Genomic DNA, 20,654 nt, shown 5'->3' on the forward strand with positions numbered 1-20,654 from the left:
CGCGATTTCTCCCGGCGGACATAAACGATCTTCTTCTTTGTTGTATATGGAGGACATTTGCCCGGTCAAATTATTTTTTTTGCATCGGTGCGGTTATGGTCGTCAATCCCGGGAAAAGGTGTCAGGCAGCAGGTCTCTTCCGCAGCCAGGGTGGCAAAGTTCGCCTCCTGCAGAGTGGCCCGGAGCTGCCGGTTGGCTTTGGCCCAGACCTGGTGCACGGTGCAGAACGGGCTTTTATGACAGGATTCGGGCCGGCCCACGCAATCGTTCAGCGATATTTCGCCGATGATCGCCTCGATGACCGCCAGCAAAGTGATCTCTGATGGCTCGGCCAGCAGACGGTAGCCGCCGTTCGCCCCTTGCAGGATTTCAATGATTCCGGCTCTGGCCAGCTGTTGGGCGATCTTGGCGAGAAAGTGCGGCGGCACATCGGTGCGCACGGCGATCTCCTTTCTGCTGACCAGCGTTCCTTTGCCATGTCTGGCAAGGTGCTGCACACAGCGTATGCCATATTCACCCGCGCGGGTAAGTCTCATGGTGCGATCCGAGGTTAATGTGGATATATAAGATATTTTTAGTCTTATATCGAACTTGAGATATGGTTGTCAAGAAAAAATGCGAGAAGATGTCCGGTGAAATTGGCGGAGCGCGTGTGGGCCTGTCTTTATGCGGCGCTCGAGGCTGCAGGGGGTTTTTTCTCGTACCTATGTGTGGTGGCGATACATTTGCTCCGGAACTTGAGCTTGGTGAGGCCGTAGCGGATAACACCGGAAACGTTGCCCACCGCATCGGCCACGGAGAGGCACGTTTCCAAGACAGGGATCATTTTGAGGGGAAAGAGATTTTTAAACCGGCGGGCCATGATATGGGGTGGCTTTTTATCGCAAATATCCCGGATAAACTGGTTGGAGAAAACAGCAAGATTTTGCAGGATCGGCAGTGGTTCAACCAGGGATTCTGCTTCGGGTGGGTTGGAATCCATGCAGGCGATGATGGTCTCGGAAAAATTTCAGAAACGGGCAATTTCCTGGCCGATTTCATGGAAGGTGAGTTGTTTGAACATCAACCGACACATGGCATCTTCAGAACTGCCGCTTGTTGTCCCCGCCTCAATGCGCCGATATACATCCGGAAAATAGATGGTCATGATTATGCGGCCTAGATCGTGTAGAAGCGCACAGACATAGGCTTCTTCCGGAGAGACTGGCATTTTGTATTGCTGGACCAGGTGCTTGCTGAGATTGGCGCTGAGCAAGGAGATGGCCATCTGCTTGCTCAACCCTTCCTTTTCGCCACCGGAACTGAGAAATTCTTCGATAAGGCTGATGGAGATAGCAAGTTCGCGGACAATATCGAGGCCAAGAGCCGATACGGCCCGTTCAATGGTGGTGACGCGTGTCCCGCGAAGATAATAGGCCGAGTTGGCAACCTGAAGAACCTTGTTGGTGAGGGAATAATCTTTGAGGATAACAGCGGAAACGCAGTGTACCGAAGCGCGTTTGTTGAGGGTTATCTTGAGGACCTCATTCACGTGTCCGGAAATGGCTGGAAGTTCGCTCAAATTCATCTTGGCGAAAATCTCAGTGAGTTTCTGATTTTTTACAACCGAACTGGTGTCTTGCTCCACAAGCTCCCTTCTTTAGTTAAAACCGGCTAACGCGCTGAGCGTAAAATACGCAGAATCAATCAGATAAAGTAAAATTTTATAAAATATACCACTTCGTCACAGAGAGCGCAATGGGCAAGGGCAAAGGGCAAGAGAATGGAGAGAGAAAGGGCACGGTTATCCAGAAGCAGTCGCGAGAGCGGCAAGGGCTTCGCGGATGAGCTGACCCGAAGTGACGGTGGTTAAGCGGTGCTCTGCATAGAGAGGGAATGCAACGGTTGCTTGGGGGCAGTGTTTGATCTTTTCTGCCGCCGCAACAACCCGGAGCAGACCGAGGGCTCGGGCGGCCAGGGAACAGACGATGGGGTCTGCGGATTCGAGGTAGGGGAGAAGATAACGGGGTGCTTGCCAGGAGTGGAGAAGCTCCGGGCTGACCTGAGCCAGGCGAGCGATTCCCCACATAAGGCCGCGCTGAAGCGCCGGGAGTTCGAGATAAAAGCCGTCCTCCCGCATGAAGGAAACCAGGATTTTGGTGTATTCCGCGGCAAGGGCGGGGTGGGAGGCGAGGCATTCGGCCATGGCTTCGGGAGCGCCCCAGCCGATACCGCCGGATTCGTCGTTGAGGCTCCACATAAAGCGGCGTATCACGATTCGGGCTGCTTCCAGGTCCTGGTCGGCAAGCCGGGCCGCGGTAACACCCATGGCGGTGATTGCGTGCCAGCGGGTCAACTGGTCTGCGTGGCAGATTCCGGAGAACAGGGCGTTGAGCAGACTTTGGGGCGGGTGGCGTGCCAGTTCGGAAAGAATCTCGGCGGGCACCGATCCGGAAAGCAGGCTGAGAACGGATTTTTTGAGGCTTCTCTGGCTGGGCATGGGGTGGCGTTATTGTCCGGCAAGGCGTTCCCTGCCGCTAAGGATCGGCAGGGAACTGGAGGAGTCCCTATTTGTTCATTGCTTCGGCCACAGCACTGCCCAGTTCGGAGCAGGCCTTAAGTGCTGCGTGGGTGGGGACGTTCTTGATCTTGATCCCCTCACCGATGATCTCAAAACCCATCTCTGTCATGTGGCCGGTGAGATGCTTGACCGCCTCGCCGCTCCAGCCAAACGAACCGAAGGCAGCGCCGATCTTGTCTTTCGGGCGCAACCCTTTCATGTAGGTGATGATGTCGGCCATGGCCGGCATGATGTTGTTGTTCAGGGTTGGCGAGCCGAGAATGACCGCCTTGGCATCGAGCACCTCGGTGATGATGTCGCTACGATGATTTTTGCGGACATGCAGCATTTTTACATTGGTGATCCCTGCCTGGAGCAGGCTGTTCATCACGGCCTTGGCCATCTTTTCGGTGCTGTGCCACATGGTGTCGTAGATGATGACCGCCTTATTTATTGTGGCGCCGCGGCTCCAGCGGTCGTAGGCTTCAAGGATGGTCTGCGGCGAGGTGCGCCAGATCACGCCATGGTCCGGGGCGATCATATCGATTTGCAAACCCATCTCCGTGACCTGGGCAAGCAGTTTCTGGACGATGGGCGAGAAGATCATCAGGATGTTGGCATAATACTTGGAAGCGTGCACCATGAGCTCGTGGGGGTCCACCTCGTCGTCAAAACGCTCCGAGGTGGCCCAGTGGTGTCCGAAGGCATCGCTGGAGATGAGCAGCTTGTCCTCGGGAATATAGGAGAACATGCTGTCCGGCCAGTGGAGCATCTTGGTTTCGAGAAACTGCACGGTCCTTTTGCCGAGGGTGATCGAATCCCCGGTGGCCACGACCTCGAAAGGCCAGTCTTCCCGGTGGAAATGCTCGATCAGGGCTTTCTTGCCCATGGGCGAGCAAAAGATCTTTTCCGGTTTGATGAGGTCGATCATCTCCGGCAGGGAGCCGGAGTGGTCCATCTCCACATGGTTGACGATGATATAGTCAATCTTGCTGGGGTCTCCCAAAACCTGATAGAGATGGTGGATCAGGTCGCCCTTCACCTCTTTTTTCACGGTGTCGAACAGAGCGATCTTCTCGTCCTTGACCAGATAGGCGTTGTAGCTTGTCCCTTTTTCCGTGGAATAGCCGTGGAAGTCGCGGATGTTCCAGTCCACGGCGCCAACCCAGTATATATCTTTCTTGATTTCTATTGCAGCCATGGTGTCCTCACTTGTGAGCCGTTGTCCAAAAAAAACTGTAACCGCAGTGTTGCCGGCGGGGAAATGACGTGCAAGGTATAATAAGGAGGCGTTTCGAAATAAGCAAGAAGATAGCAACGTTGTGTACGTCACTGGCCATGGCTATGATTATTTTGAAACAGTACCTAAAAAAAACTGCCGACCGTTTCCGGTCGGCAGGGTCTTGTTTTTTCGCTCGGATTGGACTTCTCCCCGGGAGGAGAAAAGAGCGTTACTCTCCCTTTGGTGGAGGCGGGGTGAAGACCCGTTGTCCCAGCGTTGCGTCCAGGGTGAAGAGGGCGGTGGCGTCCTTGCCGATGAGTTTGAGCTTGTCAAGGACCGCACCGACATTGGCCTCCTCCTCCACCTGCTCGGAGACAAACCACTGCAGGAAGATGTTGGTGGCATGATCCCGTTCGTCCAGGGCCAGGTTGACCAGATTGTTGATCAACCCGGTTACCTTTTGCTCATGGCTGAGCACTTCCTGAAAGACGTGCAGAGTCGATTTCCAGTCGGTGGGCGGCTGCTTGATCGCCTTTAAGGCCACCCGGCCACCCCGCTCATTGACATAACGAAAGAATTTCATGCCATGGAACCATTCCTCCTGGGTCTGGGCCTGCATCCACTGCGCCGCGCCGGGCAAGCCGACGGAGTCGAAATAGGTGGACATGGACAGGTACATGTAGGAGGAGTAAAATTCCGCATTTATCTGCTCGTTGAGAGCCTTTTCCATGGTTTTGCTCAGCATTTTAAGCCTTCCAGAGTCCGTGGAGATTGCAGAATTCGCGGGCGCTGACCTGGGGTGCGTCCACGGCGAAAAAAGCCTCCGGAGCATCGCCTGGTTTGAGGAATTGGCGGTAGGCCTTGTCCCCGGCGATAAGCTCGATCCACTCAATATGGTGCTTTTCTTCCATGGGATGGGCAACCGCTCCGACCTTCACCTTGTAGCCGCCCGCCACCTTTTCGATCACCGGCACGTGTTTTTCCTTGGCGGCATCCACGGTGTTTTCGGTGAGCAGGGTCATGGGCTGGCCGCAGCAGACCAACTCGCCGACTCCGCCGTGCAGAACTTCAACAATATTGCCGCATAACTCACATTTGTACACTTGCAGTTTTTCAGCCATAGCAGTTCTCCTTAATTTACCAATTTTCGCCAAGTAGTTCGAAATGATCACGGGGATGTGCGCAGGCCAGGCATTTCTCCGGGGCTTCCGCGCCCGTGTGGAGATAGCCGCAGTTGCGGCACCGCCAGGTCACCTTGTCTTCTCTTTTGAAAACCCGACCCTTCTCGATGTTGGCCATCAGATCCAGGTAGCGCTTTTCATGCTGTTTTTCAGCCACAGCAATGGCCAAGAATACTCCGGCAAGATCCGGGAAGCCTTCCTCCCGGGCAATTGCGGCAAACTCGGGGTACATGACCAGGTGTTCGTGGTTTTCTCCGGCCGCAGCTTCCTTGAGGTTTTCCAGGGTGGTGCCGACAACCCCGGCTGGAAAGGTGGCGGTTATCTGGACCTCTCCGCCTTCCAGCATCTTGAACAGCCGTTTGGCGTGTTCCTTCTCTTGGTTGGCCGTTTCGGTGAAGATCTCGGAAATCTGGACATATCCTTCCTTCTTGGCCTGGGAGGCAAAAAAGGTGTATCGGTTGCGGGCTTGAGATTCACCGGCAAAGGCGGTGAGGATATTTTTTTCAGTGCGGGTGCCTTTCAAGGAGCCCATGGGAAACCTCCTGCGTGGAACGCGATGATTGTAAGGGGAAAGCGGTTGGTTTTTTTGTATTGTACATGGTTCTCCGTGGTCTGTGTGGGAAAAAAAACAGGCCAGGCGGAAATCAGGATTGGCATTCCGGACAGGTGCCGGTGAATTCCAACCGATGCCGAAGAATTTTAAAGGAGGTCAGCTTGCCGGCCGCTTTTTCCACATTGAAATCCGGCGGGAGATCCAGGTCGTCAACCCGGCCGCATTGGTTGCAGCGGACATGATAATGGACATGGGCCGAACCGTCAAAACGCTTTTGGGTGCCACCAATATCAAGTTTTTGAATGATCCCGCATTCGGACATGATCTCAAGATTGCGGTAGACCGTGCCCAGGCTGATTTTCGGCAATCGCTTGCGTACCATCTGGTAGAGCACATCCGCCGTGGGGTGCGAGGTGACGCTGCACAGTTCATCGAGGATAATCTGGCGTTGTTTGGTGATCCGCAGGCTGTGATTGTTGAGTTCCGACATGACTTCCTCCCGAGTTTGATAATAATTCTTATTACAAGAAGATTCAGTCAATCGCAAGATTTTTTTGGAAATTATTGACTGTGGGTCAGATTCAAATAACAATAATTTGCTACAATTGAAAAGCAAGGGCTGTTCGTATCGCCACCGCAGTTTTTGGCGGCATTGCACAGGCAGGTCCGTTTCTTTGTCGCCAGTCCTCTTTCCCTGTGCTTGCGCCCCGCCAAGCTTGAGAGTCAATTCTGATATGGGATTTCTGCCAAGCTATCATGCCCTCCACGCCAGCGGCGAGCTCAAGCGGCGGAAAGATGCGGCCCTGGAGCGGCTCTCTTCCTGCCAGCTCTGTCCCCGCCGCTGCAAGGTGAATCGATTGGCCGGCGAGCAAGGCGCCTGCCGCACCGGTCGGCTGGCTGTGGTTTCGGCCCATCATCCCCATTTTGGGGAGGAAGCCCCTCTGGTCGGGTGGGGCGGTTCCGGGGCCATTTTTTTTGCCAACTGCAACCTCGGGTGCGTTTTCTGTCAGAACTACGAGATAAGCCATTTGGGGGAAGGGGAGGAGGTCTCGGCCCCGGAGCTGGCCGCGATGATGGTGCGTCTTGGTCAGCTGGGGTGCCACAACATCAATCTGGTGACACCCAGCCATGTGGTTGCGCAGATCCTGGAGGCCTTACCCCTTGCCGTCGAGGGAGGGCTCTCCGTGCCCTTGGTGTACAATACCAGCGGCTACGACGAGGTGGAGACCCTGCGGCTGCTGGAGGGGATCGTCGACATCTACATGCCGGATTTCAAGTTTTGGGCAAGCGAAAGCTCCCGCCGCTTTGCCAAGGCGGGCGATTACCCGGAGAAGGGTCGGCAGGCTATCCGCGAGATGCATCGGCAAGTGGGGGACTTGGTGATCAATGGGGAGGGGCTGGCCGAGCACGGGCTCTTGGTGCGTCATCTGGTCATGCCGGAGGGACTGGGTGAGATCCGGGAGATCTTGGGCTTTCTGGCCAGGGATATCTCGTCCCGGACCTATGTCAATGTCATGGATCAATACCGGCCCTGCGGCCGGGCCATGGATTTTCCGCCCCTTGACCGTATGCTGAGGCCGGAGGAGTATCGGCAAGCGCTGGCGTTGGCGAGTCAGGCGGGGTTGAGCCGGCTTGAGCAGCGCGATTTTGCCGCCATACTGCGGGCTTTGGGCATTGTCTGAGCCGACCTTGTTGCTGTGTTGGCTTCCCGATGGGCGCAGGGAGGTCTCAGGGGAGTGTGGATATCCCCTTTTTCTTGAAGAATTCCACATAGCGATAATCCGTGGTCTGGAGGTGTTCCACGAACCAGCTGTTTAAAAACTGCATCAGATCCACGCCGATCAACTCCCCGTTTGTAAAGTCTCTTTGGAAGGCCATAACCTTCTTGAGCATGGCGTCGTGCTCCGCCTTGTGCGCTTTTTCCTCGGGGTAGCTGTATTTCTTGAAGAGCAGTTCCTCGGTGGCAAAATGGGTTTTGGTGTACTGGAGCACTTTTTCCAGGGTGGTTTCAACCAACTCGCTTCCCTTGGCCTTGAGCATGGCGTAGTACAGCGCATCGAGGATCTCTATCAGGTCCTTGTGCTGGTCGTCGATTTCCTTGATTCCCACGGAGAATTTTTCGTGCCATTCGATGATTTTCATTTCTTTCTCCTTGTGGCGACCTTCCCTTAGCCCTGAGCCGGAAACTTGCAGGGCGGGCGGTACTCAGTGTCTTGTCGATGCCGGCCTATCCCTGTTCAAGGGCGTTTTTGATGGCAGTAAGAATTGTCTGTATAGTGAAGGGCTTGTTCAGGTAGTCGGTAATCCCCATGGCCAAGGCTTTTTCCCGGTTGATCAGATCGCTTTGACCGGTGCAGAGAATGATCGGCATTTCCGGCTTGAGGGCGAGGATTTCTCGGGCGAGTTCCGCCCCGGTCATGGCAGGCATGGTCATGTCCGTGATCAGCAGCTGGAAGCGATCCGGTTGTTTTTTGAATTCCGCCAGTGCCTCCACGCCATTGGTTCGAGTGGTTATCTGGTAGCCATGCTTGGAGAGTATGGTTGCGGTAACCCCGCGGATCTGCTCTTCGTCGTCAACAAAAAGGATCTGTTCGCCTTTGCCACTCTGTTGTGTCGGCGGGACAGGTGTTTGTATTTCGTCCGGACTCTGTGCGGTCAGCGGGAGATACACCTGGATGCTGGTGCCTTTGCCCTCCTCGCTGTCCACCGTAATATGGCCATGGTGGCTTTTGACGATGCCATGGACCACGGCAAGGCCCATGCCGGTTCCTTCCCCCTGTTTCTTGGTCGTGAAGTAGGGTTCGAAAATCTTTTCCTTTATTTTCGGAGCCATGCCGCAGCCGGTGTCGCTTACTTCAAGCTTGAGGTATTTCCCCGGGGGGAGTTCGGCATCAACAAATTCCTCTCCATCGAGTTCCACTTCGTTCAGGGAGACGAAGAGGGTTCCCCCGGTTTCCCGCATGGCGTGGTAGGCATTGGTGCAGAGATTCATCATGATCTGATGGATCTGGGTGGGGTCGGCGAGAACGGTGGCGTCGGAGATAATGTTTTGTTTCAAGGCGATGGTGGTCGGGATGGAGGCGCGCAACATCTTCAGGGCTTCCTTGACAACCAGCGAGACCTGTAGGGGCAGTTTTTGTTGGTCCACCTTGCGGCTGAAGGTCAGGATCTGCCGGACCAGCTCTGTTGCTCGTTCCGCTCCTTTTTTGACCTCTTCAAGATGGCTGCGGCAACTTTGTGGGTCCGTCGCCTCCATGGCCAATTCGCTGTAGCCGAAGATAATGGAAAGGATATTGTTGAAGTCGTGGGCAATGCCGCCGGCCAGGGTGCCGATGGCCTCCATCTTCTGTGCCTGCCGCAGCTGTTTTTCCAGGGTTAACTTCTCCTCCATTTCTTTTCTGGCGCTGCTGAGGTCATGGAGGGTCATGAGAATGCTGACGGGACGCTCATCATGATCGCGGACTATTTTCACCGTGATTTCCAGCGGGCGCGCAACAGGATTGTCCGGATTATCCGCCTCCATGATCAGTTGCAGATCGCTTTTCTCCTCCTGCGCCCGGCAAACGGGGCAGGGAACGGGTTCGCCCTGTGGGTGGATGATCTCAAGAATATGGCGGCCGATGGCGGTTTCCGGGCTGGTGGAGGTGGCCAGATAAAAGGCCTTGTTGGCCCGGACGATTTCTCGCTTGAGGTTCAGCAGGTAGATAATGTCATCGGAAGCGTCCATGGCGGCGGACCATTCCCTGGCCGATTGTTCCAAGGCCTGCGCCACCCCCATGCGCTCGGTGATGTCCTCGAAGACCCCGAGAACACCGTAGACGGTTCCCTCCCCGTCCCGGAGTGGGACTTTGGTGGTGTCGATCCAGATTCGCTTGCCATCCGCTTGTTGCAGCGGTTCCACGATATGCATTTTTATTTGTTTGCCGCCGATGACCTTCCGGTCATCGGCCCGATAGGCTTCGCCCTCTTCCTTCGGCCAGGGCAAGTCGAAATCGGTTTTACCCGTGATCTGTCCCGGTTCGTCCAAACCGGCGGCTTGGGCAAAAACGCGGTTGCAGCCCAGGTAGGCAAGCGCCTTGTCCTTCCAGAAGATCGATTGGGGAACGGTGTCCAGGATTTGCTGAAGCATGGCGCGGTTCTCCCGCAACGCCTCCTCGGCACGTTTGCGTTCCACCAGCTTCCAGACCGCATCCATCAGCAGGGTGAGCTGGCCGACATCCCCTTGCTGGTAGTCACTCTCCCTGTTCGCTACGCCCAGGACGGCGATAATTTTTTCTCCATGAAACACCGGGATGGTCAGATAGTTGTGGAGGGCTGCATGCCCTTGGGGGCAACCCTTTTTGAATGGGCTATCGGCATGATAGTTATTGACGAGGATGGGCCGGCGCTGGCGGACCGCTTCGCCCCACAGGCCGCAGCTGTCAAGGTGATAACGGGTCTTCGGCTCCACAATGCTGCATACCTGCATGACCTCTCGGGACCAGCTGTTGAGGGAAAATTCGCGGGTTTCCTCATCGTAGTAATAGATGTAACCGATCCTGCTGTCGCTGAGCTGAAGCGCCTGTTCCAGGGCATAGTCCAGGAGCTCCTGCTGGTTTGCGGCTTGAAACTGGAAGATATTGGCGAGACTTTCCAGTCGTTGCTGGTTGAGGAGGATGAGGTTCTCGTTGGCAATGATCGCATCGAGCATCGTGTTGAGCCCCTCGCCCAGAAGACCGATTTCGTCATGGCGGGAGATCTCCATCCGCAGGTCCCGGCGGCCCTCCTTGATCTGCCGGCATACGCCGAGCAACCGGTTGAGGCTCGAGGTCAAGCGGTTGCCGAGGAGTACGGCGAGGAGCGAGCCGGCAACAATGGCCAGCAGGGTGTAGAGGAGGCCGTTGCGGGAAATAAGCACCAGATTGCTCGCGATCTGCTCCTGGCCTTGGGCGATGCGCGCCCAGCCGATAAGGTGTCCGGTGTTGGTCAGGATCGGCGCGGCAATGTCGAGGATTCTCCGATCAGCATAAAGAATCTGGATGGTCGGTTCAGAGCTGAGGAGGGCGCGGCTTTTTTCGTCGCTGAGTTTCTGGCCGATGCGCGCTTCTTCGGTGTGCGCCAAGACCTTGCCGTCGGTGGTGATGACCATCGCAAAATGCAGGCCGGGATACTGGCCGACGGCCAGGACGATCTCCTGGAGCCCTGCCACGTCATTGGCCAGAACCCAGGAACTGCTGTTGATGGCCAGGGTATCGGCGAGGCTTTTGGTCTGCTCCAGGCTCTGTTGGCTCAAAAAATCCCGTTGCCGGGCAACCAGATCAAAAACAAAAAAGGACATCAACAGCAGATGGACCAGGGCCACCCCCAAGATCAGCTGAGAACGGATCTTGGTGGGCCAGAACCCGGTTATAATTGTGTGCAGTGTTGCCATTTGGCTCTTCATCTTAATGGACAGATGCGGAATAGATTTTCAGGAAATCGCGCACCGGCTGGTAGGTCGCTTCCGTCGCATTCTCGAAACGGGCCAGCGGCAATGTTGCGAGAAGGCTGCGGCCTTCTTCGTGGGTGTGCAGGCTAATCAGGAGCGATCGCATCTTGGCCACCACCTCGGGCGGGACATCATCCCTGGCCACCAGACCGTTGTTGGGCAGGGGGGAGGATTCCCATTTTACCTCAAGTTCGGCCGCCATTTTTGGGTTGCGCTCCTGAAAAGCCTGCCAGGGCGGCGGCCAGGTAGCACCGGCGGCGCTTTTCCCCAGATAGACATTCATGATCGATGATTCCTGTGAGCCGGAGAAGAGGCGTTTGATCTCCTTGTTCACATCCAGACCGTGGGTATGCAGAAAATAGAGAGGCATCATGGTGGCCGCCAGGGCGGTGGGGGCGGGGAAGCTGACGGTTTTGCCCTTCAGGTCGGCCACCCGGGTGATACCGCTGTCCTTTCTGGCAATGATGATGCCGCGGAACTTGTCATCCTCGCCCATCTTGGCAAAGATGCGGTAGCCATGTTGCAGGGAGTTGAGGGTTTGGTAGGGATTGGGCAGGGCGAAGTGGAAGTGGCGACTGTAAAGTTTTTTGTCAAACTCTGCATAGGAGCGCGAGGCCTCCAGCTGGATGGTGATGTCGGGAAAGTTCCGGTTCAGGTATTCGACCAGGGGGCCGTAGGTTTCGAAAAGGCGCTGGGGGTTGTGGAGCGGGTGCACCCCGAAGATCAGGACGGTTTGCTGGGCGGTCGGGGTGCTGGTGTAGCTAGGGGTATAGTGTTCTTTTTTTGGGGAATCACAGGCGAGCAGCAGAAGTGGGAGCATCAATGCGGTCAGGAGAGCGGCAAGGCGATTCCGCGGCGGGGAGTGTGCAGTGACCGATCTGCCGGGGTGGACATCTCGCATGGTAATCTCCCGTGTGGCGCAGTGTTGTTAGGTATTTTTGCTACTGTGATGTCCTCAGGTTCAGGATGCAATGTGTGATGAATAAATGTCAAGGCAAAGGATGAGCATTTGCCAAAATGGTACTCCCTGTTTGGTGGCCGGGAAAAAAGTGAAGATCAGGCATCAAGATTGAGAATAACCCTCCCCTTCTGCTTGCCATGGAGAATGGCTTCGATCTGCTGGTCAAGCTCCTTGAGAGAAATTTCCGTTGCCAACTGTTCCAGGTTCGGCAATCGCCAGATGGTGGCGATCTTGTTCCAGATGGGGATACGCACGGACATGGGGCATTCGGCGCTGTCAATGCCCAGCAGGCTCACTCCTCGCAAGATAAAGGGATAGACGTTCAGGGGCAGGTCCGGAGAGGCGACATTGCCGCAGCAGGTCACCGCCCCGCCATAGCGGGTGGATTTGATGGCGGTGGCCAGCATCTCGCCTCCCACCGTGTCGATCACCCCCGCCCATTTTTGCTTGAGGAGCATGCGGCCGCTGCGGTCGATACTGTTTTCCCGGGGCACAATGTCTTGGGCGCCCAGCTCGCGTAAAAAATGTTCCTGTTCCGGCTTGCCGGTGGCGGCGGCCACCGAATAGCCGCTCATCGCCAGCATCGCCACGGCCATGCTGCCCACGCCGCCGGTGGCGCCGGTGACCAGGATCTTGCCTTGATCCGGCAAAACCGGGTGGCGCTGCAGCCGGTCAACGGATTGGGCCGCGGTAAAACCGGCGGTGCCGTAGATCATGCTTTCCCGCAGGGAGAGGGGGGCGGGCAGGGGCATGACCCATTTGGCAGGCACCCGGACATACTGGGAAAAACCGCCCGGCGTATTCATGCCGAAATCATAGCAGGAGACCATGACGTGGTCACCGGCGGTAAAAGCCGGGGCACTGCTTTCCACCACCTCGCCGGCCGCGTCGATGCCGGGGGTGTGCGGATAGCGTCGGGTCACCCCCCGGTTGCCCGAGGCGGAGAGTCCATCCTTGTAATTGAGCGAAGAGTAGCGGACCCGGATCAGGACCTCGCCGGCAGGCAGCTCGTTGAGATCTTTGCTGACAATCGCCCGCTGAAAAAGGCCGGGGGCGGTTTCCGTGACGACCATGGCTTGGAAGGAAGTAGACAACGGGATGCTCCTCTGTTGTGTGGTGCAGGAAAAATGGGTGCGTGAGCGATCTTGGCAAAGACGCACTATACCATGGTGCGGGATGGAAAGCCAATCTCTGTCACTCCTGGCTGGCCGGGGGGTAACGGACTTCGCCGGGGAAAAAAATCTGCTGGACTCCCCTCTTTTTTGCTATCCTGAATCTAATGCAATCTCCCCAGTCCATGTTGGGCTGGCCGGTAATCATATTGACCTTCGAGAGGTGGCGGGGCATGAAACTCTATGACGACAAGCACATCAAGAACATCGTGTTGTTGGGCAGTGTCAAAACCGGCAAGACAACCCTGGCCGAAACCATGGTTTTTGAGGCGGGACTCACCAAGCGGCGGGGCACGGTGGAGGACAAGAACACCATCTCCGACTATCACCAGGTTGAGCACGATCGCGGCAACTCGGTGTACGCCACCTCCCTGCATACCGAATGGCGGGATTACAAGATCAACATCATCGACACTCCCGGCTTGGACGATTTTGTGGGCGAGATTGTTTCCTCCCTGCGGGTGGCCGACACCTGCGTGATGCTGATCAACGCCCAGTATGGGGTGGAGGTGGGTACGGAGCTGGTCTGGAATTCGGTGGAACGATTCAGAAAGCCCATCATTTTTGCAATCAATCAGGTCGATCATCCCAAGGCCAATTATGACGGGGCGGTTTTTTCCCTGCAGGAACGGTTCGGCAAGGCACCCGTGCTGATGCAGTATCCGGTCAACCAGGGTGCCGGCTTCAACGGGATCATCGATCTGCTCAAGATGACCATGTACCGGTTCCCGCCCGAAGGCGGCAAGCCCGAAAAACTGCCCATCCCCGAGAGCGAGAAGGAAAGGGCGGAGCAGCTGCATAACGAGCTGGTGGAGAAGGCGGCGGAAAATGACGAGGCGCTCATGGAGCTCTACTTTGCCAAGGGCAGTCTGGATGAGGATGAAATGCGCACCGGAATCAAGATCGGCATGCGCAACCGGTCGCTTTTCCCGATCTTTTGCCTCTCCGCCAAACAGAATATGGGCAGCGGGAGGATGATGGGTTTCATCGACAACGTCGCCCCTTCGGCCCACGAGATGCTGCCCGAGCACACCCTGGACGGCGGCGAGCTCGCCTGCGATCCAGCCGGGCCACCGGTGCTCTTTGTCTTTAAAACTCTGGTCGAGCCCTATCTCGGCAAGATCACCTTTTTCAAGGTCTGTTCCGGCGAGGTGAGTGAAGGGCAGGATCTGGTCAACTTCCAGACCGGCGAGACCGAACGTCTGGCCCAGCTCTTCATCATGGACGGTAAGGAGCGCAATCAGGTGAAGAAGCTTTCCGCCGGAGATATCGGGGCGACCTTGAAGCTGAAAGGCACCAACACCAACCATACCCTGCACGCCAAGGAGCACAAGGCGGGGCTGGCTCCCATCGAATTTCCCGAAGCGCGGATCCGTTCGGCCATCGTGGCCAAGGAGAAAAAGGACGAGGAAAAATTGGCCGAGGCGTTGCGCGACATGCAGACCGAGGATCAAACCTTCAAGGCCGAGTTTAACGCGGAGGTGAAGCAGTTGATCCTCTGGGGGCAGGGCGAGTTGCACCTGCAGGTGGCCCGCTGGCGCTTGGAGCATGTCTACGGGATCAAGAGCGAATTTGCGGAGCCGAAGATCCCTTATCGGGAAACGATCCAGAGGCCGGCCACCGCCATGTACCGCCACAAAAAGCAATCCGGCGGCTCGGGCCAGTTTGCCGAGGTGCACATGCGGATCGAGCCCCATGTGGAAGGGGCGCCGGACCCCACCGATCTCACTGTGCGCGGCAAGGAAGAGATCGATCTTCCCTGGGGCGGTAAGCTGGTATTTTACAACTGCATCGTGGGCGGGGTTATCGACGGGAAGTACCTGCCGTCCATCCAGCGGGGGGTTATGGAAAAGATGCAGGAAGGGCCCATGACCGGCTCCCATGTGCGGGATGTGCGGGTCATGGTTTTTGACGGCAAGATGCACGCGGTGGATTCCAACGACATCTCCTTCAAGATCGCCGGAGCCCAGGCGTTTAAAGAGGCGTTCAAGCAGGCGGATCCACTGATCCTTGAGCCCATCTACGAGATGGAGATCATGGTACCGGAAGAGGTGATGGGTGAGGTGATGGGCGATCTGCAGACCCGGCGGTCGATCATCAGCGGCATGGAATCCCAGGGCCGCTATCAGGTGATCAAGGCCTTGACCCCTCTGGCCGAGCAGTACCGGTATACCACTGCGCTCAAATCGATTACCCAGGGGCGGGCCAGCTTTAAGCGGCGGTTCAAGGAATATGCGCCGGTGCCCTTTGAGGTGCAGAAAGGTTTGGCGGCGCAAGGCGCTGATTGATCGTGGCAATGGCAGGCGGGCAGTAATAAAAAAAAGGGTGCCGGACCTGTGTCCGGCACCCTTTTTTGAGGGGGAGGGGAAATACTTTGCCTGTGCAACGCAGGAGCAACTGCGCAAGGAGGAGACAGGCGAATGCTAAGCATTTAGTAATTTTACTGAATGCTTAATAATTCTATTTTAGTCTTTCTGCAACTATTTTTTTTGACCTATTCTTAGGGAGTTGGTTGTCTGGGGAGTGGCGGCTGGCTCGGGGATTTGTAGGGACAGGGCGTTATCCGGGGAGGATAACGCCCTGCTTTTTTTGTCCAGGAGGGACTCAGATTTCTTTCATGGCGACGAGTTTCAAGGCATGGGTGGTGCATTTGGTCACGCAGGCCGGTTGCAGCCCGGCATCCAGGCGGTCCATGCAGTAATCGCATTTCACCGCCTTGTTTGTTTCCGGATTGTGCTGGGGGATACCCCAGGGGCAGGCCCCGGCGCAAGCCATGCAGCCGATGCATTTCGGCACATCCACATAGACGATGCCGTCTTCCCGTTTTTTCATCGCCTCTGTGGGGCAGATGGTGACACAGAACGGGTCCTCGCAGTGGTAGCAGGAGCGGAACTTGAATTCGGTTTTGGGAACCCCCCGCACGGATTTGAGCGGTTCATGGCTTATCTCGCAGAGGATCGGACCCACCGGCAGGTTCTTGTTGGCCTTGCAATGGACCACGCAGCCGTGACAGCCTATGCACCGTTTGCTGTTGAGATACAGGTTGTAGGTGTTCATAGTTCCACCTTCCGTTGATGGTTTTTAGAGCTTTTTCGCACGGTGACAAAGGTTTCGCAGAGGTTGAGCCCGCCGCCCACGGGGTCCATGTTCTGCAACTGGCCCTTCATGAGTTTTTGGTCGCTCATGCCCGCATGGTAGGCCCTGGTCTGGAGGGGGATCTGCCGCCCGAAGCCGTGCACGGTATAGACCGCCTCGGGATGGATGAAATCCGTTACCTTGACCGTGATCACGCAGGTGACATCGCCGGAGATGACATCGACGAAATCTCCTTCGGAAACCCCCATCTTGCTGGCTTCCCGGGTGTTGATCCACAGGGTGTTTTCCGGCATCATCTCGTTGAGCAAGGGGTTGTTGACCGTGTGGCTGTGGGAATGCAGCGGTGAGCGGCCGAATACCAGACGATACTGCCCTTTCGGCGGTTTGGCTGGGCTCACGTAAGGCTTCCAGGAGGGAAATCCCCATTCGGTAAGATTCTGGCTGATGATTTCGATCTTGCCGGAAGGGGTTTTGAACTTGCCCTCGAGTTTCTCCCGGTCGAACATCACCGGTTTGTCAGCGTACTCAACAAAACCCTTTTTCTCGAAATCGGCGATACTGAAGCCCGTGGGTTCCAGCTGCCAGGCCCAAAGGTCCTGGGGGGTGGCGAAGGGGAAATATTGCTCAAGCCCGAGTCGGGTAGCAAGCCCCCTGATGATGGTGCAGAGGTCAAGGGTGTCGGCTTGCGGCTCGATAGCTTTGTTGCGCATGATCAGCCGGGGCTTCATCCCCTTTTGCTGGGCGATCATGCTGTCGCGTTCCAGGTAGGTCGATTCGGGCAGGATCACATCGGAATACCAGCCAAACTCGCTGTAATGGGTGTCGATGGAAACGATCAGGTCGCAGTTGTCCAGTGCCTCTTTCTGGGCCTGCGGGTCGGGAAAGCAGAGGAAGGGATCGTGGCGAACGCAGATGATTCCCTTGATCGGATAAGGGATACCTGTGGCCATGGCCTTGTAAAAAAGATGGAAGAGTCCCGGTCCTTTCTCGAAATGTTTGTAGATGTCGCCCACGCCATCGGCTCGTTTGGCGGTCGGCTTGGGTGAGAGTTCGTTGAGGCTGCGGGGGCCTTTTCTGCCGCAGTCTCCGGCACCCTTGGCAAAGATGAGGCCGCCTTCTACCTCGATATTGCCCATCAGGGCGTTGAGGCAGTTCAAGGCCCGGCTGGCGTAAAAAGAATCGTTGTAGCGGGAGAGCATCCAGCCCGGATGGAAGATGACCTTGGGTCGGTCGGCTATGAGCTGGTCGACCAGCTCGTGGATGTCCTTGGGTTTGATGCCGCACTCCTTGGCCGCCCATTCGGCCGAGTAGTTTTCCACGAAATAGGCCAATTCGTCAAAGCCGGTGGTGTAGCGTTCCACGAAGTCCGCGTCATACCCTTCCGCCTTGATGATCTCGTGGATCAGGGCCAGGGCCAAGGCGTAATCCGTGCCGGGCCGCACCTGGAAAAAATTGGTTGCCTTGATCCCGGTCAGGGTCTGGCGCACATCGACATAGGTGAGCTTGCCGCCTTTGTCCAGCATGTCCATGACCTGGTTGACCTCGGCCGGCCTCAGGGAGGAGAGGATGTTGCGGCCGAACAAAACCAGATGTTTGGCATTCTTGATGTCGTAGATAAACCCCTTGCGGCCCAAGCCGAAGAGGGAGAGGCTGGCATGGTGCACATTCCGGCCGCAGGCGCTGTCGTGGTTGCTGTAGTTGGGCGAGCCCAAGGCATGGGTGAAGGCCTTGACCAGATCCTGGAACGGGCCGCCCCTGGAGCTGGCCATGATCGATTCCGGGCCGTGCCGGTCAATGATGGTTTTGAGTTTGTCCGCGATGTAGTCGAGGGCGAATTCCCAGCTCACCGCTTCCCAGCGCCCGGCGCCCCGGCCGCCCCGTCTGATCAAGGGTTGCTGGGGGCGTTCCTTGTCGGCCACCAGGGAGGGGCCGGCCGAGCCCTTGGCGCACAGGGCGCCTTTCAGGATATGCTGGTTGCCTTCGAGCCAGGTCACCGTGTTGCCCTCGACCTCGACCCGGATGGGGCAGCGGACGGTACACATGCCGCACATGCTCCAGACTGATTTTTTCATGATCACGACTCCTCTGAAATTTGCATGCCGTGCGTGGGTTAATTGGCCAGCGCGGCGGAAACCTTCTGTTCCAGCTCGCTTTTGTCGATGGGTTTTACGCAGTAGTCTGCTGCGCCAAGGTGCAGGGCCTTTCGGGCGGTTTCAACGGTCGGATAGCCGGTGAGCATGATCACCCGGATCTTCGGGTTCGCACGGCGGAGTGCTGCCAGCACGCTGATCCCGTTGGTTTTTTTCAGGTTGATGTCCAAAATTGCCAGGTCCACCTGGTTTTCCATGGCATACCGCATCGCTTCCTGCTCGTCGGTAAAGATCGTTACCTGGTGCCCTTTTTTGCTAAGGATTCGCTGGGTCAGTACGGCGGCATCCAGGACATCATCCAAGACGAAAATGTGTGCCATACATTTACCCTCTTTCTGGTGCGCAGGGTGGCTGGCCCAAGGTGTATCCCCAGGCCGGAGCCAGGTTCGGCTCCGCGGCGAGTAAGGGAGGAGTGCGCCGCGGAACCGGATCTGGACGATTGTTTTGCCTAATACAACCCCAACAGCTTAAGGCCGAGCAGTACCAAGCCGACGCACGCAACACGCTTCACCACCAAGGGGCTCAATCGTTTGGCGATCTGCGGGCCAAGGTAGCCGCCCAACAAAGCGGCGGGAAACATGGAGAGAAAGAGCAGCAGGTCGAAGTTGCCGAACTGCATGTGCCGGATGGTCGCCATGCCGGTGTTGAAGAAGATGGCCAAGAGCGAGCTGCCGACTACGATATACATGGGCAGCCCCAGCGCGACAGTCATCAGCGGCACCATGAACGGGCCGCCGCCGAAACCGAACATCGAGGACATTATGGCAATGAGAAAGCCGCCAAGACAGCCGACCCACATGTTGACTTCAAATTCATGACCCCAGAAATCTACTTTCATAACGGATTCCTCCTGATCGTATTTTTATTTTTGGTCCGTGGGACATGACTTGGTGCCTTCCTCGCCCCGTTTGGCACATTCTTCCGCCCGTTTCTTGAATTCTTTCAGGATGGCTTGTTCTTTTTTGTTTTTCTCAAGATAGCCGGGGGTGGTCTGCCAGAACATCAGGGCGGAGAGCACTAGGAGAATCCAGCCGAAGGCGAATTTAAACTGATCCAGGGTGATCAACTCGGTGAGCTTTGGTCCGATGAAACCGCCCACCATCATGGCGCAGCCGATGCCGATGCCGAGTTTCCAGTTGATAAACTTGATCTTTGAGTAGTTGTAGATGCCGGAGCCCTGAGAGAACAGCACGGTGGGCATGACGGTTCCGGCTACGATGGTATGGGGCAGGGCCGGAAAAATGGAAACCAGGATGGGGTTGAGAATGAAGCCGCCGCCCGCGCCCATAAGTACTCCGAAAATAGAGATGCCCAGAGTGAGCAGGAAGGGCCAGAGAAGGTTGATGCTGGTGCCTGCAGTGTTAAGGTAGACGATGGGAAAAGATTGTATGTTGTCGAAGCTTGCCACCTCGCTGTTGACCTTTTTGACCGTTTCTTTGTCTCCGTCCTTGATGCGCTCTGTGACCGCGGTAACGATGACATTATATTTGCCCGGGGCCAGCCCCGTGCGGAGTTTCATTTTGGCCGTGTATGCGCCGTCTGGTTGGGTCTCGACTGTGGCGGCTAGCAGATTGTTCACACTGCGGAAGCGGCCTTTCACCAGCTTCATGGATTCGCGTTTGGAATCTTTCTCGTTCATGGGGTCCAGCAGGTTGCCGCGGGAGCCGAGGATGCTGGCCATGATGGTGGCCTGGTAGCTGTCAATCTTGATTTTAGCCGGGGCATTGTAGGAGGCGTCGGCGCCGATCTTCTTCAGCACTTCTGAATATTTCCAGCCGCTGCCAGCATTCCTGGCTGCTTCCAACTCCGGTTCCATGTCTTTGGGTACGAAAATTTTGTAGAATGCCGGCAGTTCATGGGTCAGGTAAAATTTGTAGGGAATTTTGCCGGTTTTGGGGTCTTTCTTGCTGTCGAAACGGTTGGCGCGTACCATCTTGTCTGCTGCGTAGACCTCGACATAAACCTGGGCGCCTGCAGGAGCCTGGCCGCTGACGGTGATCTCGCCACCGTTGTTCAGGGAGGGTTTGTCGAGAGTAATGGTTGGAGCAGGGGCTTCCTCTTTAGCCTGTGCCTGCTGGGTGATGGGCAAGGCCATCATCACCAGCGCAAGTAACGGCACCATGCTGAACTTAACTTTCATACCATCCACCTCCTGTCTAAATGAGAATGATTTTTTGTAAGACGGCTTCTCCCTAAGTTCCCCCTGTTGTGCCGTTGCACCTCCTTTGTGTTTTTCATTGACCGACAAGCGCGGATGCTTGCTGAATTACGCGCTTGATACGTATTGGTTGAAGTTGAGGAGGGTGGCAGATG

The 20,654-nt window shown here is 56.3% G+C and carries 20 protein-coding genes; 2 read left to right on the top strand and 18 right to left on the bottom strand.

Annotated elements, in window-relative coordinates; all coding sequences use genetic code 11:
- Positions 1–65: 65 nt before the first annotated feature.
- From OLX77_RS06255 to OLX77_RS06295, 9 genes are all read right to left on the bottom strand, one after another.
- A complete protein-coding gene (locus tag OLX77_RS06255) occupies positions 66–536 on the bottom strand; it encodes an RrF2 family transcriptional regulator (RefSeq protein ID WP_307632739.1) in 471 nt (156 codons plus the stop codon).
- A 128-nt stretch (positions 537–664) separates the two neighbouring features.
- On the bottom strand, positions 665–982 hold the full coding sequence (locus tag OLX77_RS06260; protein ID WP_307632740.1) for a hypothetical protein: 318 nt from the start codon (positions 980–982) through the stop codon (positions 665–667).
- Positions 983–1,009: 27 nt separating this feature from the next.
- Positions 1,010–1,627, bottom strand: coding sequence for an HDOD domain-containing protein (locus OLX77_RS06265; RefSeq protein WP_307632741.1), 618 nt, complete (start codon positions 1,625–1,627; stop codon positions 1,010–1,012).
- 156 nt (positions 1,628–1,783) lie between these two features.
- Positions 1,784–2,479, bottom strand: a complete 696-nt coding sequence (locus tag OLX77_RS06270; protein ID WP_307632742.1) for a DVU0298 family protein — start codon at positions 2,477–2,479, stop codon at positions 1,784–1,786.
- A 67-nt stretch (positions 2,480–2,546) separates the two neighbouring features.
- A complete protein-coding gene (locus OLX77_RS06275; RefSeq protein ID WP_307632743.1) occupies positions 2,547–3,740 on the bottom strand; it encodes an FprA family A-type flavoprotein in 1,194 nt (397 codons plus the stop codon).
- A 250-nt stretch (positions 3,741–3,990) separates the two neighbouring features.
- On the bottom strand, positions 3,991–4,506 hold the full coding sequence (locus OLX77_RS06280; RefSeq protein WP_307632744.1) for a ferritin: 516 nt from the start codon (positions 4,504–4,506) through the stop codon (positions 3,991–3,993).
- A gap of 1 nt (position 4,507) precedes the next feature.
- The gene (locus tag OLX77_RS06285; RefSeq protein WP_307632745.1) at positions 4,508–4,882 is read right to left on the bottom strand and encodes a desulfoferrodoxin; all 375 of its coding nucleotides are present in this window, start codon (positions 4,880–4,882) and stop codon (positions 4,508–4,510) included.
- Between the two features lie 16 nt (positions 4,883–4,898).
- Positions 4,899–5,474, bottom strand: coding sequence for a rubrerythrin (gene rbr, locus OLX77_RS06290; protein ID WP_307632746.1), 576 nt, complete (start codon positions 5,472–5,474; stop codon positions 4,899–4,901).
- Between the two features lie 112 nt (positions 5,475–5,586).
- Positions 5,587–5,985, bottom strand: coding sequence for a Fur family transcriptional regulator (locus tag OLX77_RS06295; RefSeq protein ID WP_307632747.1), 399 nt, complete (start codon positions 5,983–5,985; stop codon positions 5,587–5,589).
- 244 nt (positions 5,986–6,229) lie between these two features.
- On the opposite strand from OLX77_RS06295, the gene OLX77_RS06300 reads away from it, so the two are divergent.
- Positions 6,230–7,177: a radical SAM protein gene (locus tag OLX77_RS06300; protein ID WP_307632748.1), complete on the top strand. Its 948-nt coding sequence runs from the start codon at positions 6,230–6,232 to the stop codon at positions 7,175–7,177.
- A 46-nt stretch (positions 7,178–7,223) separates the two neighbouring features.
- On the opposite strand, the gene OLX77_RS06305 is transcribed toward OLX77_RS06300, so the two are convergent.
- The 4 genes from OLX77_RS06305 to OLX77_RS06320 form a co-directional block, all read right to left on the bottom strand.
- Entirely contained in the window at positions 7,224–7,637 is a 414-nt protein-coding gene (locus OLX77_RS06305; protein WP_307632749.1) for a bacteriohemerythrin, read from the bottom strand.
- Between the two features lie 85 nt (positions 7,638–7,722).
- Positions 7,723–10,905 (bottom strand): GAF domain-containing protein, encoded by a 3,183-nt coding sequence (locus OLX77_RS06310; RefSeq protein ID WP_307632750.1) that lies wholly within the window; start codon positions 10,903–10,905, stop codon positions 7,723–7,725.
- A gap of 13 nt (positions 10,906–10,918) precedes the next feature.
- Positions 10,919–11,863: a phosphate/phosphite/phosphonate ABC transporter substrate-binding protein gene (locus tag OLX77_RS06315; RefSeq protein WP_307632751.1), complete on the bottom strand. Its 945-nt coding sequence runs from the start codon at positions 11,861–11,863 to the stop codon at positions 10,919–10,921.
- 155 nt (positions 11,864–12,018) lie between these two features.
- Positions 12,019–12,996, bottom strand: a complete 978-nt coding sequence (locus OLX77_RS06320) for a YhdH/YhfP family quinone oxidoreductase (protein ID WP_371877494.1) — start codon at positions 12,994–12,996, stop codon at positions 12,019–12,021.
- Positions 12,997–13,268: 272 nt separating this feature from the next.
- On the opposite strand from OLX77_RS06320, the gene fusA2 reads away from it, so the two are divergent.
- On the top strand, positions 13,269–15,383 hold the full coding sequence (gene fusA2, locus OLX77_RS06325; RefSeq protein WP_307632753.1) for an elongation factor G2: 2,115 nt from the start codon (positions 13,269–13,271) through the stop codon (positions 15,381–15,383).
- A gap of 316 nt (positions 15,384–15,699) precedes the next feature.
- Here the strand turns inward: fusA2 and OLX77_RS06330 are convergent, their stop codons facing one another.
- The 5 genes from OLX77_RS06330 to OLX77_RS06350 all read right to left on the bottom strand — a co-directional run bounded on the left by OLX77_RS06330 (position 15,700) and on the right by OLX77_RS06350 (position 20,481).
- On the bottom strand, positions 15,700–16,152 hold the full coding sequence (locus tag OLX77_RS06330) for a 4Fe-4S dicluster domain-containing protein (RefSeq protein ID WP_307632754.1): 453 nt from the start codon (positions 16,150–16,152) through the stop codon (positions 15,700–15,702).
- Entirely contained in the window at positions 16,149–18,263 is a 2,115-nt protein-coding gene (locus OLX77_RS06335) for a molybdopterin-containing oxidoreductase family protein (RefSeq protein ID WP_307632755.1), read from the bottom strand. The genes OLX77_RS06330 and OLX77_RS06335 overlap by 4 nt, the downstream gene beginning before the upstream one ends.
- Before the next feature lie 38 nt (positions 18,264–18,301).
- Complete coding sequence (locus OLX77_RS06340; protein WP_307632756.1) at positions 18,302–18,661, bottom strand: response regulator; 360 nt, start codon at positions 18,659–18,661, stop codon at positions 18,302–18,304.
- 128 nt (positions 18,662–18,789) lie between these two features.
- Positions 18,790–19,179 (bottom strand): sulfite exporter TauE/SafE family protein, encoded by a 390-nt coding sequence (locus OLX77_RS06345; RefSeq protein ID WP_307632757.1) that lies wholly within the window; start codon positions 19,177–19,179, stop codon positions 18,790–18,792.
- Between the two features lie 24 nt (positions 19,180–19,203).
- Entirely contained in the window at positions 19,204–20,481 is a 1,278-nt protein-coding gene (locus OLX77_RS06350) for a sulfite exporter TauE/SafE family protein (RefSeq protein WP_307632758.1), read from the bottom strand.
- Positions 20,482–20,654 lie beyond the last annotated feature (173 nt).

Origin of the sequence: Thiovibrio frasassiensis (assembly GCF_029607905.1) — a bacterium.
GTDB lineage: Bacteria > Desulfobacterota > Desulfobulbia > Desulfobulbales > Desulfurivibrionaceae > Thiovibrio > Thiovibrio frasassiensis.

Coding starts and splice junctions, on each gene's coding strand:
- OLX77_RS06310 (WP_307632750.1), bottom strand. CDS start 10,905: ATGGCAACACTGCACACAATTATAACCGGGTTCTGGCCCACCAAGATC.
- rbr (WP_307632746.1), bottom strand. CDS start 5,474: ATGGGCTCCTTGAAAGGCACCCGCACTGAAAAAAATATCCTCACCGCC.
- OLX77_RS06270 (WP_307632742.1), bottom strand. CDS start 2,479: ATGCCCAGCCAGAGAAGCCTCAAAAAATCCGTTCTCAGCCTGCTTTCC.
- OLX77_RS06340 (WP_307632756.1), bottom strand. CDS start 18,661: ATGGCACACATTTTCGTCTTGGATGATGTCCTGGATGCCGCCGTACTG.
- OLX77_RS06275 (WP_307632743.1), bottom strand. CDS start 3,740: ATGGCTGCAATAGAAATCAAGAAAGATATATACTGGGTTGGCGCCGTG.
- OLX77_RS06350 (WP_307632758.1), bottom strand. CDS start 20,481: ATGAAAGTTAAGTTCAGCATGGTGCCGTTACTTGCGCTGGTGATGATG.
- OLX77_RS06305 (WP_307632749.1), bottom strand. CDS start 7,637: ATGAAAATCATCGAATGGCACGAAAAATTCTCCGTGGGAATCAAGGAA.
- OLX77_RS06300 (WP_307632748.1), top strand. CDS start 6,230: ATGGGATTTCTGCCAAGCTATCATGCCCTCCACGCCAGCGGCGAGCTC.
- OLX77_RS06345 (WP_307632757.1), bottom strand. CDS start 19,179: ATGAAAGTAGATTTCTGGGGTCATGAATTTGAAGTCAACATGTGGGTC.
- OLX77_RS06320 (WP_371877494.1), bottom strand. CDS start 12,996: ATGGTCGTCACGGAAACCGCCCCCGGCCTTTTTCAGCGGGCGATTGTC.
- OLX77_RS06315 (WP_307632751.1), bottom strand. CDS start 11,863: ATGCGAGATGTCCACCCCGGCAGATCGGTCACTGCACACTCCCCGCCG.
- OLX77_RS06285 (WP_307632745.1), bottom strand. CDS start 4,882: ATGGCTGAAAAACTGCAAGTGTACAAATGTGAGTTATGCGGCAATATT.
- OLX77_RS06335 (WP_307632755.1), bottom strand. CDS start 18,263: ATGAAAAAATCAGTCTGGAGCATGTGCGGCATGTGTACCGTCCGCTGC.
- OLX77_RS06255 (WP_307632739.1), bottom strand. CDS start 536: ATGAGACTTACCCGCGCGGGTGAATATGGCATACGCTGTGTGCAGCAC.
- OLX77_RS06295 (WP_307632747.1), bottom strand. CDS start 5,985: ATGTCGGAACTCAACAATCACAGCCTGCGGATCACCAAACAACGCCAG.
- OLX77_RS06260 (WP_307632740.1), bottom strand. CDS start 982: ATGGATTCCAACCCACCCGAAGCAGAATCCCTGGTTGAACCACTGCCG.
- OLX77_RS06330 (WP_307632754.1), bottom strand. CDS start 16,152: ATGAACACCTACAACCTGTATCTCAACAGCAAACGGTGCATAGGCTGT.
- fusA2 (WP_307632753.1), top strand. CDS start 13,269: ATGAAACTCTATGACGACAAGCACATCAAGAACATCGTGTTGTTGGGC.
- OLX77_RS06280 (WP_307632744.1), bottom strand. CDS start 4,506: ATGCTGAGCAAAACCATGGAAAAGGCTCTCAACGAGCAGATAAATGCG.